Genomic DNA, 23,483 nt, shown 5'->3' on the forward strand with positions numbered 1-23,483 from the left:
AATCCACACAAGTTGTTCTTCATAAGCTCTTAATGATCTTCTTGCTGATTCGTCATCAGCAAGCTAGGTCGGCTATACTACCCTCTTTCGAGAGAAAGTCAACTGGTTTTGCTTAACTTATTTTCTAATAAATCATTTTTTAATCAAACCCTAAAATCTCTTTCGAAAATCTTAATAACTCAATCAACTTATTGATTTATCAGAGGTTTTGTTTAACATCACCGCCGATGGATGTGCATTCTACAGCATTTCAGAACCAACACAACCCCCTTTCTTAATTAATTTATTCAGGTGGGTGTTTTTTCTACCAATTTGATAAAAAACTGGATTTTTCACCTATTTTTTGAGCATTTTTAATAAAAATTTCTACGTTTTTTGCATTTCTTAAGATTTTATTATTTTGCTTTATCTATATAAATGACCAATTACTGTACCTCTCTATCGAAAATCCCCTCATTTTCTTGATTCTTATTGCACTCAATAATTTCTACATCTACTGAATAAGCTTTCTAGACCATCAAAATGGCATCTACATAACATTTAGCCAAAGCTTGAAAGTAAGAAAGCTCAAACCATTTCTACAACACTACCTAAATGTTGTTTTACTTTCATTGCTCAACTTATAGTTATGTAGTCACATTAAGATTCTTATAAAGGAAATATTTACAGATCATTTCTACCCATGCATCTCTTTGGGCATCATCTTTATACACTTTCTTAGACTTTAAATAGAAATTTACTATCCCAACTTTAGATATAGCTCAAATGAAAGTAACGCTCTTTTATAATTTTTACTGTTCACAAGTAGTACTTCCGCCCAAATTAGACCTCATACTTTATTAACATCATTTCTTACATTAACCACAACATTCTTATTCCATTTAAATGACATTAGTTAAAAGGTTAATCATGTTCTATTTTTTGAAACTCGCGAATTGAAAGTTCATTGACTTGACCACGCCAAATCCATTTCAAATGACTCTCAGCAAAACTATCCCCGTCAAACCAAAAAAATACACCTTCCATCATTTCAGGCCAATCTGACTGGTTAATTTGATTTCGCCCTGAAATTAACGCAATGATTGCAGCTAAAATTGTGTCATGACTTACAGCTAAACTTAAACCATTTGCATTTAAAGGATGTGTTTCATAAATAAGCTCCAATACATCAACAACTCCACGAATAGGATGTTTCATTCCTGGCAATGCATTATTCACAAAACTATTAATAAAGCCTAATGCGCCTTGCTGACGAAAATAAGGTGCCGCTTGTTTGATGTCCAAGACAAAACTACCAGGTTCAACCAACAAGCCTTTTTCGACAATTTCAATATGATGGGTATTATTTTCTATAGAGATATGATCAGCACCCTGAATCATCAAAGCAGCAGTATCGACACAACGTTGAATTGGACTTGAAATACAGTGCTGAATACTGCGATCGGTATGATCAATTAAATAAGCTCCCCAAGATTGTGCTAAATCCCGCCCTTGTGGTGTAAGTTGTAAATCATAACCTGCCAATCCCTGACCACTCACCACTTCACGTATCGAATGACGCGTAAATAAAGTCACAGGTGTCTGAGCATCAGGCAACAACTCAATGGCTTTCAGCATACTTTTGGGTAAAAATTCAAGCGACATATCGACTCAATTTTAAGATTTTCAGCATTTCACACTATAGCATGTAGATCAAATACAATCTCAAAACATCATATTGCTTAAAGCATCCATCGCAATTTTACGACTTGCTTCATCTCTAAATGCAATAAAACCTTTATTTAGTACAGTATCTCTTTGATTATAAGTAAATGGCAGCGCCTTTAAACTCACAACACCTCCACCAATACTCTCTAATAAACCCTGCCCTGAACTGGTATCCCATTCCGACGTCGGATGAAATCGTGGATAAATATCGATTGTGCCTTCGAGTATCATACAAAACTTATAAGCACTGCCTGCTTCACGACGAATTACTGGATAATCTTGCTCGATATAATCAATATAATCCTGATATTTGGGATTCCGACTATTATGGCTTAATCCAACTTGAATCGTATCCAAAACTGTAGGGTTGACTTTACTATAGCACTCCCAAGTCTTTTGGCTGAATGAATACCTATATGGCAATTCAGTTGTATAGCCTAAATACATAACTTGCTCTGTGGGCACAACAATAATAGAAAATATCGTTTGATGGTTCTGGATTAGACTTAAATTGATCGTAAACTCATCCCGCTTATGGATAAACTCTTTAGTACCATCCAAAGGATCAAGCATCCAGCAGACATCCCAAGCATGGCGCTGAGAATAATCACTTTCTTCCGATAACACAGGAATATCAGGTGTCATGACTGCCAGTTGTTCGAGCAAATATGTATTTACTTTTAGATCTGCTTGCGTCACAGGAGAATGATCATCTTTTTGATGAATATCAAACTCACTTCCTGCACAATAATTTTGGTACTCATTTAACAAAATCTGACTAGCCTGAGCCAAAATTGGAACCAATTGTAAAATTTGTTGATCTTGCGGTGTTGGAGTTGTAATAAACATTAATTAAACCTATATTTACGTCCAATGCAGATATAAAGCGTATATGCTCTTCATTTGGAATAGTTCAAGCCTTATCCAGAATTGACTCACCACAATAAAAATTAGCTTTTGTTCAGTATTGTTAAAATTTAAACCATAATTTTAACATATCCAAAAAAATAACTCTTTTTATCCATTTAAAGTTCTAAATGAAAAATATGACTAAGTAAAATGCCACTTTTAGTTAAATAGCATTGAAATACTTAAATAAATAGATTACGAAAAACCACACACAAAGTCTCATTACTTGTATTCAGATGACAAAAACTAGACCTCACACAACAAAAACCTCATAAATTACACAAAAATTTAAATTAATAGATTGTATGTTTATTTATTTCGTGTATTCTACTGCTTGACTACAAAATAGTTTTGTTTCAGTAAATCTTTTAGTATTTTCGCAGTTTTATTCATAATCCTTCGTTTTTCAGATTTTATGTTCCACTCTATTTCCATGTTAACTATTGGTCAATAGACCCAAATTTTAAATTATTAGGATATTATTATGTCTAACACTGTTAAAGGTACTGTTAAGTGGTTCAACGAAACTAAAGGTTTTGGTTTCATTCAACAAGAATCAGGTCCAGACGTTTTTGCTCATTTCAGCGAAATCTCAAGCTCAGGTTTCAAAACTTTGCTTGAAGGTCAACAAGTAGAATTTACTGTTGGTCAAGGTCAAAAAGGCCCTACAGCGACTAACATCGTTGTTCTATAATTTGAATATCATTTATTTTAAATAAATGATTCAAATAGAAAAAAGCACCTTATAGGTGCTTTTTTTTACGTCTCAAATTCCCAATAATGAACCCATTTTAAAATACACCCTCTCTTATTTTTCCATCTTATTAGTATTTTGAGTTTCTCGAAATGCAAAATTGTTTGCTTTTAAACACGAATCACTCAAGGGTGCCACTCCACCCCAATATGAATACGCTATAATTTTAAAAATAGAGTTCCAACCAAAAGTCATTTGCACATGATTTTTATTAAAACAGACACAAACCTGATTAAACCCTGAAATGCTTTAAAATACATTGAGTACTTTTACACTATGAAACCGATACTTTTTTTTGACATGGATGGTACGCTCCTTGACTTGGCCTTTGATGATTTAATTTGGAATCACAAACTTCCAGAACGCCATGCTTCCACACATCAATATTCACCAGCAAAAAGCCTAGATATTTTGCAGGCTTTTTATCAAGAGCATAAACACACCCTGTCATGGTATTCATCCAAATATTGGACATCTAAAGTGGGGGTAGATGTACTACAACTACAATATGAACATAAAGAAAAAATTGCACCACGCACTGGCTGCTTTGAACTACTAACAATACTCAAAGAACAAGGCTATCGCTGCTGGCTACTTACCAATGCAGATAACGCAGGCTTACAGTTAAAACTTGAAAATGTTGATTTAAGCCCTTATTTTGAAGTAATGATCAGCAGCGAAGACATCGGTTACTCTAAGGAGTTTGTGGAATTCTGGCAAATTCTTCAGGAAAAACATCCTTTTGATCCTGAACATGCTGTATTAGTAGATGATACAGCACCAGTACTACAGGGTGCTGAAAAGTTTGGAATTGAAAATTTGGTGACTATCTTACAACCTTCTAGTAGCAAAGCCGCTCGAAATGCGCTAGAACTTGAATATCCTGCAATTCAAGATTTAACTGAGCTTTTAACTTATTTAGATTCCATCCAACTCAAGGAAATCAATGTCAAAACAGCTTGAACAACAACCTATTGAGTCTATGCGCGTAGACAAATGGCTTTGGGCCGCCCGCTTTTTTAAAACTCGCTCTATCGCTAAAGATGCAATTGAAGGTGGTAAAGTCCATCATCTAGGTGAGCGCGTCAAAGTCTCTAAAGAAATTCATGTCGGTATGGAGTTAACCCTTCGACAAGGTTTTGATCAAAAAACCATTGTGATACAAGCTCTCTCCAATGCACGCGGTAGCGCCCCAATAGCCCAACAACTATATACAGAAACTGAAGCCAGTATTGCACGACGAGAGTTGCTTTCCACGCAAAGAAAATTGCATAATCTTGCTCGACCTGAGCATCGGCCAAGCAAGAAAGATCGTCGCGACATCAGCAAGTTTAGACAAGAAAATGATCAACAATGGTCTGCTTTAGATGATTAGCTTCAGCAAAATAGTTAGTGCGACAAAACATGTCGTCCTAATAAAAATAAGCATAGAACAGAGATATTTTTTCTGTCACTATAACTGCCGTGGACAAAGACTGAATTAAAGACATCCACTTCAATTATTAGTGATATTACATCGTTTTGAGGTTTACGAGATGGATGACAACAAAAGCAAGGCACTTAATGCAGCCCTAAGCCAAATTGAAAAACAATTTGGTAAAAATACAGTAATGCGTTTAGGTGACAATACCGTTCTAGCCGTTGAAGCTGTTTCTACAGGTTCTTTAACGCTTGATATCGCATTAGGTATTGGTGGTTTACCGAAAGGCCGTATCGTTGAGATTTATGGCCCTGAATCTTCAGGTAAAACAACAATGACTTTGCAGGCCATTGCACAATGCCAAAAAGCAGGTGGTACCTGTGCTTTTATTGATGCTGAACATGCTTTAGATCCTCAATATGCACGTAAATTAGGTGTCGATCTAGATAACCTACTCGTTTCACAACCTGACAATGGCGAACAAGCACTCGAAATTGCAGATATGCTCGTACGCTCTGGTGCAGTCGATATGATCGTTGTCGATTCCGTGGCAGCACTCACCCCAAAAGCTGAAATCGAAGGCGAAATGGGTGACTCGCATATGGGTTTACAAGCACGCTTGATGAGCCAAGCATTACGTAAAATTACAGGTAATGCTAAACGTTCAAATTGTATGGTTGTCTTCATTAACCAAATTCGTATGAAAATTGGTGTGATGTTTGGAAGCCCTGAAACTACTACAGGTGGTAATGCACTTAAATTTTATGCCTCTGTACGCTTAGATATTCGTCGTATTGGACAAGTTAAAGAAGGTGATGAAATTGTCGGTTCAGAGACCCGCGTTAAAGTCGTAAAAAATAAAATGGCACCTCCTTTCAAAGAAGCGCTGTTCCAAATCTTATATGGTAAAGGTGTGAATCAACTTGGTGAATTAGTTGATCTTGCTGTTGCTCAGGAATTCGTACAAAAAGCAGGTGCTTGGTATTCGTATCAAGGAAATAAAATTGGTCAAGGTAAAAACAATGTGATTCGCCATTTAGAGGAAAACCCTCAAATTGCACAAGAGCTTGATAAACTCATTCGTGAAAAGCTATTAACACCGATCACTGCACCAATTGAAGAAAAAGATGAAGAAGAACCAGATCTTTTAGACGCTTAAATTTCATGAGCAATAAAAACGCCTTTCGAGGCGTTTTTTACGCATCCCAAATCTAACCTTTATAAAACAGGTATAACTCCGAAAGCAATTTGCATCAACAACCATCATATTTAAGCAAAGCCTATATCGCTTTAAAAAAGCATTAGACACCCCATTTTCACACAGCCATGTGCAAATAAAACAGACCTATCTTATGCGGTACGTTAAAATACAGTGATATTTTCAAGATAATAGTGATTTAAAAGTAGTCCAATGGAAAATTCAAAATTCCCCAAATTGCTTAATTACGATGCATTAAAACAACAGTTTAATGAAACGAATTTAGACCCTTCAGAAGAACCAGCAGAATTTTCCAATGAGGACAATGAGCTTCGTTTTGACGACCAAGAACAGCCTCAAAAACCACCTAGACTTACAGGAACACGACTACGCTCATATGCCTTTGCAACACTTACACGCAAGGAATATTCGAAAGTTGATCTCATTGAAAAATTAACATGCTATGCACAAAATAGAGATGAAGTAATTGAACTTGTTGAAGAACTTGCAAGAGAAAATTACCAAAGTGATCAACGTGTTGCTGAAATGCTATTACGCAGTCAAATTCGCAAAGGTAAAGGACCCAATAGTGTCAAAATGGCACTACGCGCCAAAAACCTAGACAAAGCATTAGTGCATGAAGATATTCGAGAAATTGATTGGTATGAACAAGCCTATCAACTCAAAGTTAAAAAATATGGAATAGAAGTGACCAAAGACCCTAAAATCAAAGCCAAACAGATTCGTTTTTTACAGTATCGAGGATTTGACATGGATGTAATTATGAAAGCAATAACAAGAAAAGAAGATAATTAAAGTAGGATATAGAAATTTATAATTATGGTGGCAACCCTGCTAGCAAAACTCCGGCACATCATATTTCCGATACCGTTGCTACCTTCCGGTCCTGGCGGGGTTTTCAGAGTACAATTGCGAAGCCACCAGCAGGGCTACCATTACAAGAACAGAGTATAGAGATTTTTTTATTTCTTGCAAGCCTGTATTTACCATTTAAGCAAGTTATTCATTCGTTTGATTATTTCTTCATCATCAAAAACATTTGGTTTTTTGATGATATCAAGAATAATAGTTTTACTGAGATCCCCCTCTCCATTATTCATACAGAAATATGAGAAGATTGTAAAAGCCACTTGCAATTCATTGATGAGCCGTTTTAAATGATGCAATATCAATGTTTTTCGAAAATCTATCATTTAAAAATTATAGATCGTGTTCGAAACCGCTTTTACGAGATGGGTACACAATTATGCTCAAACAGCATGCTTTTTTTTCACTAGCATTACTCAGTTCAGCATCACTCTATGCGATTCCTATTGAATCTAGAGGCTTAAGCGACTCTACCGCAAATCCTCCTGCAATGAATATACCAGCACCGATTGCTGGTAATATGAATTGGGATTTAATTCAAAAAAATCAACAATTAGAAAACCAAGTTCGAGAATTACGTGGGAAAATTGAAGAACAAGATCATGCCATTGATCAACTTAACAAAGAACTCACCAATCGCTATACCGATCTAGATCAACGCTTAGAATTACTGCAACAGAAAATTGATCCAGAAGAGACACAGCCTGAAGCTGATGCACAAAATAATGGAACACCACCAGCCACATCTACAATAGCACCAACTATACCCACCCCACCTCCAAGCCCATCAACTACCAATCAAGCAACCAATACAAATACGGTAGCAGAGCAAGAAAAAGCTGCTTATACGATTGCACTTGATGCTTATAAAAAAGGTGGTGCAAAACAAGCAATTGCACCAATGCAAAACTTTATTAAAAACAACCCGAACAGTGCCTATACGGGGAATGCTTATTTTTGGTTGGCTGAATTCAATCTAGCCATTGAACCACCCAATTATACAGAAGCCAAAAAAAATTATGAAATTGTAGCCGCAAAATTTCCACACTCTATAAAAGCACCACGTGCCTTATATCAACTTTATAGCATTGCTAAAGACGTGAACAAAAATATACAAACCGCAAATGTCTATAAAAATAAATTATTAACCACCTACCCAAAATCAGAAGAGGCAGGTTATTTTAAAAAGTCCTAAAGTCATATTACATTATTTTTATTTAGCAAAAAAAAAGACATCATCAGATGTCTTTTTACAATCGCAATCTTGAGCAAAACTAGCGCACAATCCCGCGCTTTGAAGCTTCTAATGAATCAATCAACAATTGAACTTCAGCAACCTCAGGCAGGATCTCTGCACGAATCTGATCAATAGCTTGTCCCGTGGTCAAATTGGACTTATAAATCAGTTTAAATGCTTCTCTTAAACCTTGAATAATATTCTTCGACCAACCTTTACGTCGCATACCTTCAATATTCATACCAAATGCATGTGCTGGATTTCCAGAAACCATGACATAAGCAGGAACATCTTTCAGAATAAGCGAAGCACCGCCAATCATACTATATGAATCTATGGTACAGAATTGGTGAATACCTGAGTTACCACCGACAATCACATAATTACCGATACGAACATGTCCAGCAACACCGACATTATTCGCAAAGATATTATGATCACCCACCACACAATCATGTGCGATATGTGTATTGACCATCAATAAATTATGACTACCAAGCTTAGTCAAGCTTTGATCTTGAACAGTGCCACGATGCAAACTGCAATGTTCACGAATTTGGTTATGATCACCAATTTCAAGCCAAGTCTCTTCGCCTTGATATTTTAAATCCTGACAAACTTCACCAATACTTGCGAACTGAAATATTTCATTCTGTTCGCCAATACGGGTAAATCCTCCAACAACAACATGCGAATGAAGTTTCGTTCCTGCACCAATAGTGACATTTGGACCAATAACGGAATAAGGTCCAATACGTACATCAGGTGCAAGAACTGCGGTTGGGTCAATAATTGCGGTTGGATGAATTAAGTCGTGATTACTCATGCCTGCTCTAATTTCTGATGAGAAATGATAATTTCAGCGGTTGCTGCCACTATGCCGTCTACACTAGCAGTACATAAATATTTGTAAATGCCACGTTTTTGCATAAGTAACTCAGATTTTAACACGAGTTGATCACCTGGCACGACTTGTTTTTTAAAACGTATTTTTTCAGCACCAGCAAAAAGAAATAAAGAACCTGGTCGTGGTTTTTCATTATTCATGATAAACCCAAGTACGCCAGACACTTGTGCCATCGCTTCAACAATTAAAACGCCCGGCATAATCGGATAACCCGGAAAATGACCTTGCATAAATTCTTCATTAATTGAAACGTTCTTATATCCGACAATTCCGTTTTCTGTAACTTCTGTTACACGATCCACAAGCAAGAACGGATAACGATGCGGTAAATACTCACGTATCGTTTGCGTCTGCATAGGTAATTCAGGAACCGAAAAAGGTAGAGATGTTGACTCAGTCATAATTATTTACGCGATTTTAAAGTTGATTCAATGGACTCGATTTGAGTCTGCATATGATCTATTTGTTTTACTAATTTGGTCAATGGCACATCTGCTAATTGTCTCAAGCGAACAACCGTACGTTTCCAATGATTAGTTTCAAATTGCCCAGTGCCAGAAGAATACGAACCTGCCTCGGAAATACTTTTTGAGACCATTGACATTCCAGTAATTGTTACATTATCAGTAATAGTAATATGGCCTACAACACCTACTCCACCTGCAAGTATACAGTTTTTGCCAATTGTCGTACTTCCAGCAATCCCACTTTTGGCTGCTATCGCAGTGTTAGCTCCAATATGAACGTTATGTGCGATTTGCACAAGATTATCAATTATGACACCATCCTCAAGAATCGTATCATCTAAAGCACCACGATCCACGCTACAATTTGAACCAATTCGCACATCATTTCCAATACGAACCGAGCCAAGTTGTGCGATTCGATTCCATTTCCCTTGGTAAGGTGCAAAGCCAAAACCTTCACCACCAATCACCGTATTGGCATGAATCCGCACACGATCCGCAAGTTTAGAATAACCTGTGATCGTCACATGTGAATCAATGAAACAATGCCGACCAATTTCAACACCATCATCAATTTTGACATGCGATTGGATAATAGAATCCTCACCCACCACACAATTTTCCCCTATCACTACATAATGACCAATATAAGCAGTATCAGAGATAATCGCAGATGGATCAATTTGCGCTGTACTTTCAATGCCTCGCTTTAACACTTTGGCTTCAAAAATATGGGTTAAAATGGCAAAAGCAAGATAGGGATTTTTCACCACAATAAAATTATGATGCTGATCTGATAATTGATTTTTGAGTGCCTCTGTAACAATTAAAGCACCAGCTTTTGAAGCCAAGGCTTCCGCCAAATACTTATCACCATTCACAAAAGCAATTTGATCAGATTGAGCTTGCCCTAAACTCGCCAAACCTTTTAGAGTAAGCGTTGATTGACCTATTGACTCACCTTGAACAAGTTGAGCCAATTCATCAAGTTGAAAACGTGTAGACTTCATTGATTATTTGATTGCATTGACCTTTTGAATCATTTTAGCAGTTAAATCATATTTTGAGTCAAATGCAATCGCAGCATTTTTATTCAAAACAAAGTCCAAGCTGCTTTCTTGACGTAATTGTTCAGCTGCTTGCTTCACACGTGTTTCAAAAACAGTATTTGTCGCCTGAATTGTCGCTTGAACTTTAGTTTGCACACCTTGCTGAATGGTTTGGAACTCAGTTACTTTCGCCTGATATTGCGTATTAATTTGCTGAACATTCGCACCTTGTGTTTGAGCTTTTTGTTTTAAAGCTTCAATTTCTTTGGTAATTTGCTCAAGTTTTGCAGTTTGTGGTTTTACAGATTGCTCTAAACTTGCATTTTGTTGTTTTAAATAGCTGCTACTTTCAACCACTTTTTCCAAGTCAACAACGCCATAACCTGCTGCGTGAGCAAACCCTGTAAGACTCAAACTTAATCCCAAAAGTGCATAAGTCATTTTTTTCATATTATTTCCCTTTTATCATATTAAAAGATTAGATGATCGTACTTAGAAAGTACGACCAATTTCAAATTGAATTTCTTTGGTTTGATCACCCGGTTTGTCATTCAATGGGAATGCATAACTTAATGATAACGGCCCAATCATAGTAATCCAAGTAAAGCCAACGCCAACGCTATAACGCATATTACCTAAATCAAACTTATTATTATCTTGACAGTATTGTTTTGCATCAACGGGTGTTGTAGAACCATCAAGATATAAATTACCATTAGGAATATTACACTGAGTATCAAATACTTGTGCACCTTCAGCAAACAGTACTGGACGAACCTGACGCGCCCAATCTCCTTTAAATGGAATAGGTAATGCTAACTCAGTACCAAATTGCACCAAGGCATTTCCGCCCACTTCTTCAGGGTTATAATCTTTAGTTTTACGTTCATTATAAGTTACACCCGGATATTTTGGCCCAAGCGTACTATTATCATAACCACGTACCGAACCATAACCGCCCGCGTAGAAGTTTTTATAAAATGGTAAATCATGACCATAACCCAACTTACCATAACCACGTAATACAAAGTCTTTACCTAAAGGCAAAAATGCTTGAGTATCAAAAGTAAGTTTTTGATATTCAACGTCACTACCAGGTAATGCAACTTCGGCATTAATACGGTGTGACATACCATTGGTTGGGAATATTGGACGGTTTAAAGTATTGTAAGACCAACCTAAATTTAAGTTATACGTTAAGAAATCACCTTGGAATTGATTTCCATATTCAATTTCAGGTTGAGAACAAGGCTCATACCCTGTAATTTTATCTTTATCATTTTTATCGTCTTTAATTGGCACAAGGTCAACAGGACAATATTTTTCAGAACCTGTTTGTTTACCACCATTTGCCAACAAATAATCTCGCACATACGTCGAGACATATGGGCCCGTAGTCACTTTAGTCTGGTCAACATTAAGACCCGCACTAATATTTTGGTTTTCATCAATTGGATAACCAAAGGTCAGACCACCACCTAAACTATCCGTCACATAATTGTTAACGTTATAATCATTATTCAACTTAGTTTTACGGTAATACATATTATAACCACGACTAACACCATCAATCGTGAAATATGGATCAGTAACACTTAAGTTATAATAATCTTGCGTTTCAGAACGTGACAAATCAATAGAAACTCGATTTCCCGTTCCCAAGAAATTGGTTTGACTTAAACCGGCTTGGAAAGTAATACCGCCACTTTGCGAATAACCCACGGCCAAGGTACTGGTACCAGAATGCTGCTCTTCAACTTGAATATTTAAATCAACCTGGTCTGGCGTATTCGGAACACGAGCAGGTTTTATATCCACTTTACTAAAGAAACCAGTACGCTCTAAACGAACTTTGGATAAATCAATTTTCTCATTACTCGCCAATGCACCTTCCATTTGACGCATTTCACGACGCAGCACCTCGTCCGCAGTCTTACTATTACCTGTGAAATTAATACGTCGCACAGTCACTTGCTGACCTGGATTAATATAATAATTTAAATCAACGGTATGTGTTTCAGCATTGATTTCAGGAACAACATTAACTTCTGAGTAGTAGTAACCTGCATTACCATATTTACGTAATAATAATTGTTTAACTGCATTCACTTTTTCTTGTGAATAAGTTTCACCATCTTTATAAATTTGTAGTGCTTTTAATTCATCTGGCTTATATAAAGCATCGCCTAAAAATTTAGACTCACCAAACTTAAATTGCTCGCCTTCATGTACCGACACTTCAATAAAGATGTTCTTTTTATCTTCACTAATATTGAGGTTCGAGCTATTAATATCAAAATTGATATAACCTTTATTCAAATATAGTGCGCGTAAAGACTCCAAACTTGCAGCCATTTTTTCACGTGCATAGCGGTCATTACGCGAAATAACTGATAACCAACCACTTTCTTTTACCGCAAAGACTTGTTTAATTTCATCATCTTTAAAAACAGTATTGCCAATAACATTAATATCAAATACTTTCGCAGGCTTACCTTCGTTAAAGTTAATATCTAAATCTACCCGGTTATTTGGGCGTGCAATAGTCTCAACTTTAATACTTGAATCATAGCGGCCTTGCTGCGCATATTGCTGCTCAAGTTCAGTCTCTAGGACTTGAAGTGATGATTTTTTTAAAACCTCACCCTCAGCCAAACCCATTTTCTTTAAGCCTTCTTCCAAGGCTTCTTTAGGAATTAATTTATTTCCTTTAAAATTAATCTTAGAAATAACAGGACGTTCGACCACAGTAAAAACTAAAACATCATTTTCTTTCGATGCCTTAATATCATCAAATAAATTAGAGGCATACAACGCACGTATCGCATCTGCAATCGCAGGATCATTAACACGATCACCACTATTAATTGGCAACATGCCGAGCACATTACTTTGTGTCAAACGAACCAAACCATCTACGCGTATATCACGTGCGATAAACTCATCTGCCGCATGTACTTGTTGTACTGCTGCCATCGCACTAACGAGCGCCAATGGCATAAATAAATGTGAGTGCTGCATGCCTATTATTTTCCAGTCAGTTAATTTCTACGATCACGCTATAAACGCATAAAATCATTAAATATTGCAAGGAACATCATACTTCCGAGCAGTAGCATACCAATTTTCAAGCCAACCATTTGTATTTGTTCAGAAACAGGTTTACCACGAATTGCTTCAATAATGTAATACACCAAATGCCCACCATCCAGCATTGGAATCGGAAGCAAATTTAAGATTCCTAAACTCACACTCATCAGCGCCATAAATGAGATATAGGTTTGCCATCCCATTTCAGCACTTTGTCCAGCAACTTTTGCAATCGTAATTGGTCCAGATAAGTTATCTAAACCAATTAATCCACGAATCATTTTCACCATAGAATTCAAAATCATACCCGAAAGTTGACCTGTTTTTTCTACAGCAACTACCAATGCTTCAGCAGGATTATATTGAATTGTTTGTTTATATTCAGCAGGAATATTTATTTTAGATGTTTGCGCTTGAACACCTAACATCCCTGTGACATTACCCATATTATCACGCTTACCTTGTGGCATCACTTGTAGGTGTACCACTTGGCCATTACGCAATACATCGATATTCAAAAGTTTTTCAGGTGATTTTTGTACCACATCAACCACATCAAACCAATCTTTCATTTTAATTTGATTAATCGCAATAATTACATCGCCTTGCTTCATACCTTGACGAATGGCAGCGCCATCATCACTCATTTTATAGACTAATGCGGGAATCTGCGGACGATAAGGTACAAAACCCAAAATATCTAAAGGTGACTGACTTTGATCTTTTAAAAAATTTTGAATAGGAAGCTCAAATGTTTTTAGCTGGCCCTGATGTTCGGCCTGAATTTGAATTTTGCCAGTTTCACCAACTCGATTAACCAATGCATAATTCAACTTTTCCCAAGTTGGCGTATCAGTTCCATCCACACGAACGATTTTATCACCTGCTTGCATCTGTACAGTTGCCGCAGGCGTATCGGGTAAAACCTTACCAATGCGTGTATTTAATTGTTCTTGTGCTGGAAGAAATAAAATCCAAAATAAAACCACAGCGAAAATTAAATTAATTAAAGGACCCGCAGCAACAATCGCAAAACGCTTCCATACAGATTGACGATTAAAAGCATAAGGTAAATCTTCTGCACTAACATTGCCTTCACGTTCATCCAACATTTTCACATAACCACCAAGTGGCAATGCAGAAAGTTGATATTGAATTCCCGATTTTTTAGAAGTCCATTTAAACAGTATCGGCCCAAAACCAATTGAATAAACCAAAACCTTAACACCGAGTTTACGTGCAACCCAATAATGCCCAAACTCATGTATTGCAATAAGTGGCCCTAATAGGAAGATCGCCGCAGCAATGATAAACAATATATTCATGATCAGCTATCCAATTGGGCAATACGTTGTGATGCAACTACTCTTGCACATTGATCGATATCCAGAATCGCCTCAATGGATTGAGCAGAATTATTCTGAACTTGATTTAGCGTATACTCAACAACTTGTGCAATTTGTAAAAATGTAATTTGTTGCTGTAAAAATGCAGCAACGGCAATTTCATTTGCCGCATTTAAAATTGCAGGCGCCAAATCACCTGCTTGCATCGCCTCACGAGCCAATCTTAAGGCAGGAAAACGAATTAAATCTGGTGCTTGAAAATCAAGTTGTGAGTGAACAAATAAATCTAATGGTGGTACATGTGTTTGAATACGCTTAGGCCATGCTAATGCATGTGCAATCGGCGTACACATATCGGGATTTCCCATTTGAGCCAAAGTTGAACCATCCACATATTGAACCATAGAGTGAATAATACTTTGTGGATGCACCACCACTGTAACAAAATGTTCTTTAATTGAAAATAAATGACAGGCTTCGATTAACTCCAAGCCTTTATTCATTAAAGTTGCCGAGTCAACCGAAATCTTTTGACCCATTGACCAGTTTGGATGCTTACAAGCTTGTGCAGGCGTAACGCCTTCTAGCTGCGCTAAACTGTGATTTAAGAATGGCCCACCAGATGCTGTCAATAAAATTTGCTTTACGCCGAGTTTAGGTTCACCGTTTCGGTCTATTTGTAAATAATTTTCTGGTAAACATTGAAAAATTGCATTGTGCTCAGAATCTACAGGCAATAAGAAAGCATGATGATCTTTAGCTGCTTGCATCATGATATCACCAGACATCACCAATGCTTCTTTATTGGCCAGCAAAACACGCTTACCCGCTTTTACCGCAGCTAGCGTTGGCAACAAACCTGCCGCACCAACAATTGCCGCCATAACCACATCAACATCAGCATGTTCAGCAACCGCAACCAAGCCAGCGCCATCAGTTAAAATTTCAATGTCTGATAAATTGTAGGCTTGAAGCCGTTGTTGCAACTCATCAACTCGATTCGATGGCACAACAACGACTTTTGGTCGAAATCGTTTGCATATTTCACTTAGTTCATTAATTCGACTATACGCTGTAATTGCAAAAACTGAATATTCTTCAGGATGCTGCTCTAAAATCTTTAACGTACTTTGACCAATTGAACCCGTAACACCCAATATACAAACAGATTGTGACATCTATAAATCTACACCAATAAGTTTTAAGACATACATTCCCGCTGCAAAAAATGGTGCTGCAGCAAGCAATGAATCAATTCGATCTAATACTCCACCATGGCCTGGCAAAATACGACCTGAATCTTTAATACCTGCACGACGCTTAATCATGGATTCAAACAGATCACCCAACACTGAGCTAAATACGGTCACAATAGAAAGAATCAGGAAAATAATATGCTGTGTAAAGGTTAAATGTAAGTAAATAGACTGAACAATAATGATCACTATTGCGACCGTCACTATTCCACCCACCAAACCTTCAATAGACTTATTTGGACTGACATTCGGTGCTAATTTATGCTTACCCAGCTTACGTCCAACAAAGTAAGCACCACTATCTGCCCCCCAAACCAAGAGGAACAAATACATTAACCACCAAGGTGAACTTCCCCAAACCTCAAATATTGCAGTAACTGCTGCACTAATAAGCACAATACCAATCATGCTTAATGAGGTGTTGTACCAGCCATCATATTCTGGATAGGCTTTAACCCAATAAATACTAAATATCCACGTTAGAATAGATGCACTCCATAATAGAAGTGCTAAATCGCTAAAATATAAAGCGCAACCTGAAAGTAAAGCCGTAACGAATCCAAAGCATCCCGCTTTTATTTTATTCACATGATTCGCACGATGTGGCATGAGCTTGAACCACTCATAACCTGCAACCCCAGCAGCGATAATCATAAGTACTAACATTGGATATTGTGATGTTGTCGCAAACATACAGCTCAACACAACCGCCACTAACACCAACGCGGTAATTATCCGCTCTAACATTATTATTTCTCTATATGCTCTTGTTGAATTTGCTCAGAGGTTTTACCAAAACGTCTTTCACGTCCTGAAAAAACATTAAAAGCATGATCAAGTTCTGTTACGGTAAACTCAGGCCATAATGTTTGGGTAAAATATAATTCCGCATAAGCTGCTTGCCAAAGTAAAAAATTTGACAATCGATAATCACCACCTGTACGAATCAACAAATCAACTGGTGCTAAATCACCTAAACTTATATGCCGACCAAATAAATCAACATCAATTTGATTGACATCCAACTGTTGATCTTTCACTTGTTGTGCAAGAAGCTGTGCAGTATGTGCAATATCCCACATCCCACCATAACTGATTGCAATCGTCAAAGTCATATCGGTAAACTTAGCAGTCTTATGTTCAGCATACAACATTAAACTCTGCAGTTCAGATGAAAGTCGACTACGATCACCAATGAACCGTAATGCAATTTCAAATTTTTCCATACGCGGAATTTGTTCATGAATTGTCTCTTCTAACAATTTCATTAACAAGTTAACTTCAAACTGTGGTCGATTCCAGTTTTCACTGGAAAAAGCAAATACAGTTAAAGCCTCAATTCCAACTTTACGACAATGCTCAACAATCGGATCAAGGACATTTTTACCTTCACGATGCCCATCGCCTTTTTCAAGCTGTTTCTTTTTCGCAAAACGATTGTTGCCATCCATGATGATGGCAACATGTTTCGGAAGAAGATATTCTTCTGATGTGGTCATTAAACTTTAGACCTTCATCAACTCAGCTTCTTTTGCAGCAAGACGCTTATCAATCTCTGCTACATATTTATCCGTGATTTTTTGGATATCATCCGCTGCACGACGATCATCATCTTCAGAAATTTCTTTATCTTTCAATAATGATTTAACATCACTCAATACATCACGACGAATATTACGAACCGCAACTTTTGCATTTTCAGCTTCTGTACGTGCTACTTTTTGCATATCACGACGAGTTTCTTCTGTAAGTGCAGGCATTGGTACACGAATCGTATCTGAAGTAATCGGGTTTAAGCCCAAACCTGCTTCACGAATCGCTTTATCAATGGTAGACGTCATGGTGCGTTCAAATGGCTGTACCACCAAGGTACGCGAATCTTCAAGACCCACGTTTGCTACTTGGTTTAACGGCACATCAGAACCATAGTAAGGAACCATCACACCATTTAAAATTGATGGATTTGCACGGCCGGTACGAACTTTTGCAAAACCTTGCTCCATAGAGTCAAGGCTTTTTTGCATGCGTTCTTCACTATCTTTTTTAAGATCGTTAATCATATGATCTTCCTTACTTATTTATTTAAAGCTAAACTTAAAGTTGAGTAGTATAAAGAGCTTTCATGCTCACGTACATTAGTTTGTAACGTGAGTTCCTTCTTTTTCACCCATGACTACTGAAAGCAATGCACCCGATTTATTCATATCGAATACTTGTAACGGTACATTATGATCACGACACAAACAAATTGCGGTTAAATCCATGACGCCTAGTTTCTCATCTAAAATTTGATCAAAACTTAAAACATCATACTTAACAGCATCATCATATTTACTTGGATCTTTATTATAGACCCCATCGACCTTGGTCGCTTTCAAAATTAAATGCGCTTCAATTTCAATACCGCGTAAGCATGCTGCGGTATCCGTGGTAAAAAACGGATTTCCTGTACCCGCGACAAAAACACACACTTCACCTTGGGTAAGATGACGAATAGCATCACGGCTTGAATACGATTCAACCACAGCACCAATCGGTAAAGCTGACATTAAGCGTGTTTTAATATTACGACGCACTAAAGCATCACGCAATGCTAAACCATTCATCACAGTCGCAAGCATACCCATTTGGTCACCTGTTACACGACCAACCAAACCATCTTTTTGTAACTGGCTGCCACGATACAAGTTACCACCACCAACCACGATACCGACCTGCACACCCAATCCGACCAAATGTGCAATAGATAATGACATTTGATCAAGCACTTGTGCATCAATACCCATGTCTTTATTTCCAGCAAGTGCCTCGCCAGAAAGTTTAAGCAAGATGCGTGAATAACGCGGCTTTTTCGAATCTAACATCGTGAAAACTCCAAAACTCTATATCTAAATTTTTATTGGTATATCTAATACAAACAATGACTAGATTACACTGATTTAATTTTGATCAATTTCGCATATAGATCATATTCGTCGGCATCCGTGATTTCCACTTCAAGTAAATCACCAGCCTTAATTACACTTTTATCGATATCTTCAACAAAAACATTACCATCAATTTCAGGTGCATCTGCATAAGAGCGTGCTACTGCTACTGGGAACTCTTCTTCAAGATCATCCACCAATACCGTCATTGTTTGACCAATGCGTTTCTGTAATTTCGCAGCTGAAATCGCTTGTTGAACTTCCATAAAACGTTCATAACGCTGTTGCTTGATTTCTTCAGACACATGATCTGGTAAATCATTTGCTGTTGCACCCTCAACTGGTGAATAGGTAAAACATCCCACGCGATCAAGTTGTGCTTCTTGCAACCAATCCAACAACATCACGAAGTCTTCTTCCGTTTCACCGGGGAAACCAACAACAAAGGTCGAACGAATGACTAAGTCCGGACATTTTTCACGCCATAATTTTAAGCGTTCTAATGTATTTTCACTATGCGCTGGTCGCTTCATCAATTTTAAGATGCGCGGACTGGCGTGCTGAAAAGGAATATCCAAATAAGGTAGTATTTTACCTTGCGCCATAAGGTCGATCACAGCATCCACATGTGGATATGGATAGACATAATGTAAACGCACCCACACACCAAGCTGCCCCAAAGCTTCACACATGTCGTAAAACTTAGTTTTAACTGGCTGACCATTCCAAAAATCGAGTTTGTATTTGGTGTCTAAACCATACGCTGAAGTATCTTGTGAAATCACCAAGACCTCTTTCACACCTGCATTCTTCAATGCTTGTGCTTCGCTTAACACAGAACCAACTGGACGTGAAACTAAATCACCACGCATACTTGGAATAATGCAGAATGTGCAACGGTGGTTACAACCTTCTGATATTTTTAAATAAGCATAATGTTTCGGTGTTAAACGAATACCTTGTTCAGGAACAAGATCAATAAAAGGATTATGCTTCGATGGAGCAGGTACATATTCATGTACAGCTTCCATTACATCTTGATACGCCGCCGCACCTGTTACTTTTAAAACACTTGGGTGCATTTGACGAATTTTTTCTTCATCTTTACCCAAACAACCTGTAACGATCACACGGCCATTCGCGCTAATGGCTTCGCCAATTGCGTCTAAAGACTCTTGTACTGCAGATTCAATAAAACCACAGGTGTTAACCACAACTAAATCAGCACCTTCGTAATCAGATGCTACATCATAACCTTCAGTCTTCAACTGAGTTAAAATTCGTTCAGAATCTACCAATGCCTTAGGACAACCTAAAGATACGAAACCGACTTTGGGGGACTTCATTATTGAATCTGCGCTCTACTATATTCCGCGTATTGTATGACTTTTCTGAATATAAAAATAGTTGAAATCTAGCGACTTTGCACAATGCACCAAAATACAACCATTTTTTTTTATAATATTATTTTTGCACCATTTTGATACACTAATATTCCAAATTGCTTTACTATGATTTAAGTAATTCACCCATCAAGAACAAAAAGTGCACCTTAAAAGCAACAAATATTAATTTTGCATGAGTTTACAAAGTTGGCTTGCATTTTGCTTTATGTCGATAACGTTTAATTTAATTGACACCCCATAATACGGGAAAGACACAAGATGCCAATGCCATTGCACTATTTTAATACAGGAATTTTTGGCTAATGGATCAATACCCGACTATCGATTACCGACTTTTGGTAGATAATTTAACCACGGCTATTTTATTAGTTGATAGCAATTTAAATATTTTTTATCTCAATTCTTCTTGCGAGTCACTTTTTGATATTAGCTTACTGCGTGCCTCAGGTCAGCCTGTGATGAATATCTTGCATGCACCAAATGATCACTTTAATACCCATGAAGCACTGCTCAACACCCTAACAACATGCCAAGCCTACACACGTAGAGAAGCAACCATTAATGTCAACTTTAAAGATAAACATGTTGATTACAGTGTTTCTCAACTTAATACTGGGCGACCTTACCACCCTCTATTAATGATTGAAATTAATCCAATTGATCGGATGTTGAAAATATCTAAAGAAGAAAATTTAATTCAGCAACATCAGGTCGCACGTCAACTCATTCGTGGCGTGGCACATGAAATTAAAAACCCGCTCGGCGGAATTCGTGGTGCAACCCAACTATTGGCACGTAGTTTAAACGATCCTCAATACGCAGAATTCACCGATATTATTATTAGTGAAGTAGATCGACTTAGAAACCTTGCCGATACACTTTTGGGTTCTAGACATTTACCTAGCTATGAAGCAGTCAATATTCATGAGCCGCTTGAACGCGTACGCGCACTCATCGCCAATCAAACCAAAAAGAGAATTAAGATCACTCGTGACTATGACTTATCTCTACCTGAAGTCAAGGCCGATCGAGATCAACTCATTCAAATCATGCTTAATATTAGCGTTAATGCCATTCAAGCCATGACTGAAAATCGAGATTTTTTTGTTGACCACCAACCCGAGCTCATCTTACGCACCCGCATTCAACGCCTAGTCACCATCAATGGCATCCTGAATAAATCAGCCATTCGAATTGATATAGAAGACAATGGGCCAGGCGTACCTGAGGAAATCTTAGAATCCGTATTCTACCCTTTAGTCACTGGACGTGCCAAAGGTACGGGGCTTGGGCTCAGCATTGCACAAAATATCATGCACCAACATAACGGAATGATTGAATGCCAATCCATTCCAGAAAAAACTGTATTTAGCTTATATTTACCTTGGGAGTCTAGCCATGTCGCATAATAAAATCTGGGTGATTGATGATGATCGTGCTATGCGCTGGGTCTTAGAAAAGACGTTCAAAGAAGAAGGTTTTGAGGTGACCAGCTTTGAAGAAGCACAATCTGCTCTTGATCAACTTCATATTGATACACCCGATGTTATTCTTACCGATATCCGCATGCCCGGTATTGATGGTCTAACTTTTCTTAGTAAGGTTAAGGGCAGCCACCCTGATTTACCTGTCATTATTATGACAGCACATTCAGACTTAGAGTCTGCCGTATCTAGTTATCAAACTGGCGCTTTTGAATACCTTCCAAAACCTTTCGATATTGATGAAGCACTCGCTTTAGTCAATCGTGCAATTCTCCATCTCAATAAATTACAGCAGCAAGAATCTGCAAAAGTCTTACCGATTCAATCAACCGAAATCATTGGTGAATCTCCAGCGATGCAGGAAGTTTTCCGCGCTATTGGTCGCTTATCTCAATCTCACATTACCGTATTAATTAATGGTGAATCTGGGACAGGAAAAGAACTGGTCGCTCATGCCTTACATCGTCACTCACCTCGTGGCAGCAAGCCTTTCATTGCACTTAATATGGCTGCAATCCCCAAAGACCTCATTGAAACTGAACTCTTTGGTCATGAGAAAGGTGCATTTACAGGCGCCAACACTCAACGTCAAGGTCGCTTTGAACAAGCCAATGGCGGCACACTGTTTTTAGATGAAATTGGGGATATGCCATTTGAAACACAAACACGTTTATTACGTGTATTGGCAGATGGTGAGTTTTATCGTGTCGGCGGCCATATTCCTGTACGTGTAGATGTCCGTATCGTTGCAGCAACCCACCAAGACCTAGAAAAATTAGTTCATGATGGTCGCTTCCGTGAAGACTTGTATCACCGCCTCAATGTTATTCGCATTCATATCCCTAAACTAGCTCATCGTAGCGAAGACATCCCTATGCTTGCCCAGCATTTTTTAGCACGCGCAGGCAAAGAGCTGGCCGTCAGTCCAAAAATATTACGCCCAGAAACTCAGGAATATATTCAACAACTACCTTGGCCAGGCAACGTTCGTCAACTCGAAAACACCTGTCGCTGGTTAACGGTAATGATTACAGGACGTGAAGTTTATCCTGAAGACCTACCATCAGAACTCAAACAAATTCCACTGCAAAAAAATGGTGAAAACAACCTAAATCCTGCTGCTCTTGATCGCATTACATTACACCATTGGGATGAGTTATTAGGGCAATGGGCTGTACAAAAACTTAAAAATGGTGAGATGAAAATTCTCGACATTGCGACACCGATGTTTGAACGCACTTTAATTATTGCCGCCCTACAACAAACTCGAGGGCGCAAACGCCATGCTGCCGAGCTATTAGGCTGGGGACGCAATACACTAACTCGCAAGCTCAAAGAACTTGGTATGGATACAACCGAGGAAGAAGAAGAGGATATTACAATCTCTGTAACAGAGTAAACATATCCTCAGCTATTAAAAAACCTCTTTATTAAATTA

At 37.8% G+C, this 23,483-nt stretch carries 22 protein-coding genes and 1 other RNA gene; 8 read left to right on the forward strand and 15 right to left on the reverse strand.

Annotated features, from left to right (window positions below; all coding sequences use genetic code 11):
- Positions 1-903 precede the first annotated feature (903 nt).
- On the reverse strand, positions 904-1,644 hold the full coding sequence (locus B9T28_RS03465) for a histidine phosphatase family protein (protein WP_086202575.1): 741 nt from the start codon (positions 1,642-1,644) through the stop codon (positions 904-906).
- 60 nt (positions 1,645-1,704) lie between these two features.
- Complete coding sequence (locus B9T28_RS03470; protein ID WP_086202576.1) at positions 1,705-2,556, reverse strand: 3'(2'),5'-bisphosphate nucleotidase CysQ family protein; 852 nt, start codon at positions 2,554-2,556, stop codon at positions 1,705-1,707.
- Positions 2,557-3,100: 544 nt separating this feature from the next.
- Here B9T28_RS03470 and B9T28_RS03475 point away from each other — a divergent pair.
- The 5 genes from B9T28_RS03475 to B9T28_RS03495 all read left to right on the forward strand — a co-directional run bounded on the left by B9T28_RS03475 (position 3,101) and on the right by B9T28_RS03495 (position 6,804).
- Entirely contained in the window at positions 3,101-3,310 is a 210-nt protein-coding gene (locus B9T28_RS03475; RefSeq protein WP_143222566.1) for a cold-shock protein, read from the forward strand.
- 336 nt (positions 3,311-3,646) lie between these two features.
- A complete protein-coding gene (locus tag B9T28_RS03480; RefSeq protein WP_086202578.1) occupies positions 3,647-4,333 on the forward strand; it encodes an HAD-IA family hydrolase in 687 nt (228 codons plus the stop codon).
- Positions 4,317-4,745, forward strand: a complete 429-nt coding sequence (locus tag B9T28_RS03485; RefSeq protein WP_086202579.1) for an RNA-binding S4 domain-containing protein — start codon at positions 4,317-4,319, stop codon at positions 4,743-4,745. Before B9T28_RS03480 ends, B9T28_RS03485 begins: the two co-directional genes overlap by 17 nt.
- 160 nt (positions 4,746-4,905) lie before the next feature.
- Complete coding sequence (recA, locus tag B9T28_RS03490; RefSeq protein WP_086202580.1) at positions 4,906-5,949, forward strand: recombinase RecA; 1,044 nt, start codon at positions 4,906-4,908, stop codon at positions 5,947-5,949.
- A 252-nt stretch (positions 5,950-6,201) separates the two neighbouring features.
- The gene (locus B9T28_RS03495) at positions 6,202-6,804 is read left to right on the forward strand and encodes a regulatory protein RecX (protein WP_086202581.1); all 603 of its coding nucleotides are present in this window, start codon (positions 6,202-6,204) and stop codon (positions 6,802-6,804) included.
- 34 nt (positions 6,805-6,838) lie between these two features.
- Here B9T28_RS03495 and ffs read toward each other — a convergent pair.
- Positions 6,839-6,935, reverse strand: an RNA gene (ffs, locus tag B9T28_RS03500) — signal recognition particle sRNA small type.
- Positions 6,936-7,255: 320 nt separating this feature from the next.
- On the opposite strand from ffs, the gene B9T28_RS03505 reads away from it, so the two are divergent.
- Positions 7,256-8,071, forward strand: a complete 816-nt coding sequence (locus B9T28_RS03505) for a YbgF trimerization domain-containing protein (protein ID WP_086202582.1) — start codon at positions 7,256-7,258, stop codon at positions 8,069-8,071.
- A 79-nt stretch (positions 8,072-8,150) separates the two neighbouring features.
- Here the strand turns inward: B9T28_RS03505 and lpxA are convergent, their stop codons facing one another.
- The 12 genes from lpxA to rimO all read right to left on the reverse strand — a co-directional run bounded on the left by lpxA (position 8,151) and on the right by rimO (position 20,501).
- Positions 8,151-8,939 carry an acyl-ACP--UDP-N-acetylglucosamine O-acyltransferase gene (gene lpxA, locus B9T28_RS03510; protein ID WP_086202583.1) on the reverse strand — a complete coding sequence of 263 codons (789 nt, stop codon included), beginning with the start codon at positions 8,937-8,939 and terminating at the stop codon, positions 8,151-8,153.
- A complete protein-coding gene (gene fabZ, locus B9T28_RS03515) occupies positions 8,936-9,421 on the reverse strand; it encodes a 3-hydroxyacyl-ACP dehydratase FabZ (RefSeq protein WP_086202584.1) in 486 nt (161 codons plus the stop codon). The genes lpxA and fabZ overlap by 4 nt, the downstream gene beginning before the upstream one ends.
- A gap of 2 nt (positions 9,422-9,423) precedes the next feature.
- Positions 9,424-10,497: a UDP-3-O-(3-hydroxymyristoyl)glucosamine N-acyltransferase gene (gene lpxD / locus B9T28_RS03520; protein WP_086202585.1), complete on the reverse strand. Its 1,074-nt coding sequence runs from the start codon at positions 10,495-10,497 to the stop codon at positions 9,424-9,426.
- Between the two features lie 3 nt (positions 10,498-10,500).
- Positions 10,501-10,986: an OmpH family outer membrane protein gene (locus tag B9T28_RS03525; protein WP_086202586.1), complete on the reverse strand. Its 486-nt coding sequence runs from the start codon at positions 10,984-10,986 to the stop codon at positions 10,501-10,503.
- 42 nt (positions 10,987-11,028) lie between these two features.
- Positions 11,029-13,557 (reverse strand): outer membrane protein assembly factor BamA, encoded by a 2,529-nt coding sequence (gene bamA / locus B9T28_RS03530; protein ID WP_086202587.1) that lies wholly within the window; start codon positions 13,555-13,557, stop codon positions 11,029-11,031.
- Positions 13,558-13,595: 38 nt separating this feature from the next.
- Complete coding sequence (rseP, locus tag B9T28_RS03535; protein ID WP_086202588.1) at positions 13,596-14,951, reverse strand: RIP metalloprotease RseP; 1,356 nt, start codon at positions 14,949-14,951, stop codon at positions 13,596-13,598.
- A gap of 2 nt (positions 14,952-14,953) precedes the next feature.
- Positions 14,954-16,150: a 1-deoxy-D-xylulose-5-phosphate reductoisomerase gene (gene ispC / locus B9T28_RS03540; RefSeq protein WP_086202589.1), complete on the reverse strand. Its 1,197-nt coding sequence runs from the start codon at positions 16,148-16,150 to the stop codon at positions 14,954-14,956.
- The gene (locus B9T28_RS03545) at positions 16,151-16,975 is read right to left on the reverse strand and encodes a phosphatidate cytidylyltransferase (RefSeq protein WP_086202590.1); all 825 of its coding nucleotides are present in this window, start codon (positions 16,973-16,975) and stop codon (positions 16,151-16,153) included.
- A gap of 2 nt (positions 16,976-16,977) precedes the next feature.
- Positions 16,978-17,727: a polyprenyl diphosphate synthase gene (uppS, locus tag B9T28_RS03550; RefSeq protein ID WP_086202591.1), complete on the reverse strand. Its 750-nt coding sequence runs from the start codon at positions 17,725-17,727 to the stop codon at positions 16,978-16,980.
- Between the two features lie 6 nt (positions 17,728-17,733).
- A complete protein-coding gene (frr, locus tag B9T28_RS03555; RefSeq protein ID WP_086202592.1) occupies positions 17,734-18,288 on the reverse strand; it encodes a ribosome recycling factor in 555 nt (184 codons plus the stop codon).
- A gap of 75 nt (positions 18,289-18,363) precedes the next feature.
- Positions 18,364-19,092: a UMP kinase gene (gene pyrH / locus B9T28_RS03560; protein ID WP_086202593.1), complete on the reverse strand. Its 729-nt coding sequence runs from the start codon at positions 19,090-19,092 to the stop codon at positions 18,364-18,366.
- Between the two features lie 65 nt (positions 19,093-19,157).
- Positions 19,158-20,501 carry a 30S ribosomal protein S12 methylthiotransferase RimO gene (rimO, locus tag B9T28_RS03565; protein WP_086202594.1) on the reverse strand — a complete coding sequence of 448 codons (1,344 nt, stop codon included), beginning with the start codon at positions 20,499-20,501 and terminating at the stop codon, positions 19,158-19,160.
- A gap of 362 nt (positions 20,502-20,863) precedes the next feature.
- Here rimO and glnL point away from each other — a divergent pair, with 362 nt between their 5' ends.
- The gene (gene glnL, locus B9T28_RS03570; RefSeq protein WP_086202595.1) at positions 20,864-21,970 is read left to right on the forward strand and encodes a nitrogen regulation protein NR(II); all 1,107 of its coding nucleotides are present in this window, start codon (positions 20,864-20,866) and stop codon (positions 21,968-21,970) included.
- The gene (gene glnG, locus B9T28_RS03575) at positions 21,960-23,444 is read left to right on the forward strand and encodes a nitrogen regulation protein NR(I) (RefSeq protein WP_086202596.1); all 1,485 of its coding nucleotides are present in this window, start codon (positions 21,960-21,962) and stop codon (positions 23,442-23,444) included. Before glnL ends, glnG begins: the two co-directional genes overlap by 11 nt.
- The last annotated feature ends 39 nt before the right edge of the window (positions 23,445-23,483 follow it).

The sequence above is a fragment of the Acinetobacter silvestris genome, from assembly GCF_002135235.1.
Classification (GTDB): Bacteria; Pseudomonadota; Gammaproteobacteria; order Pseudomonadales; family Moraxellaceae; genus Acinetobacter; species Acinetobacter silvestris.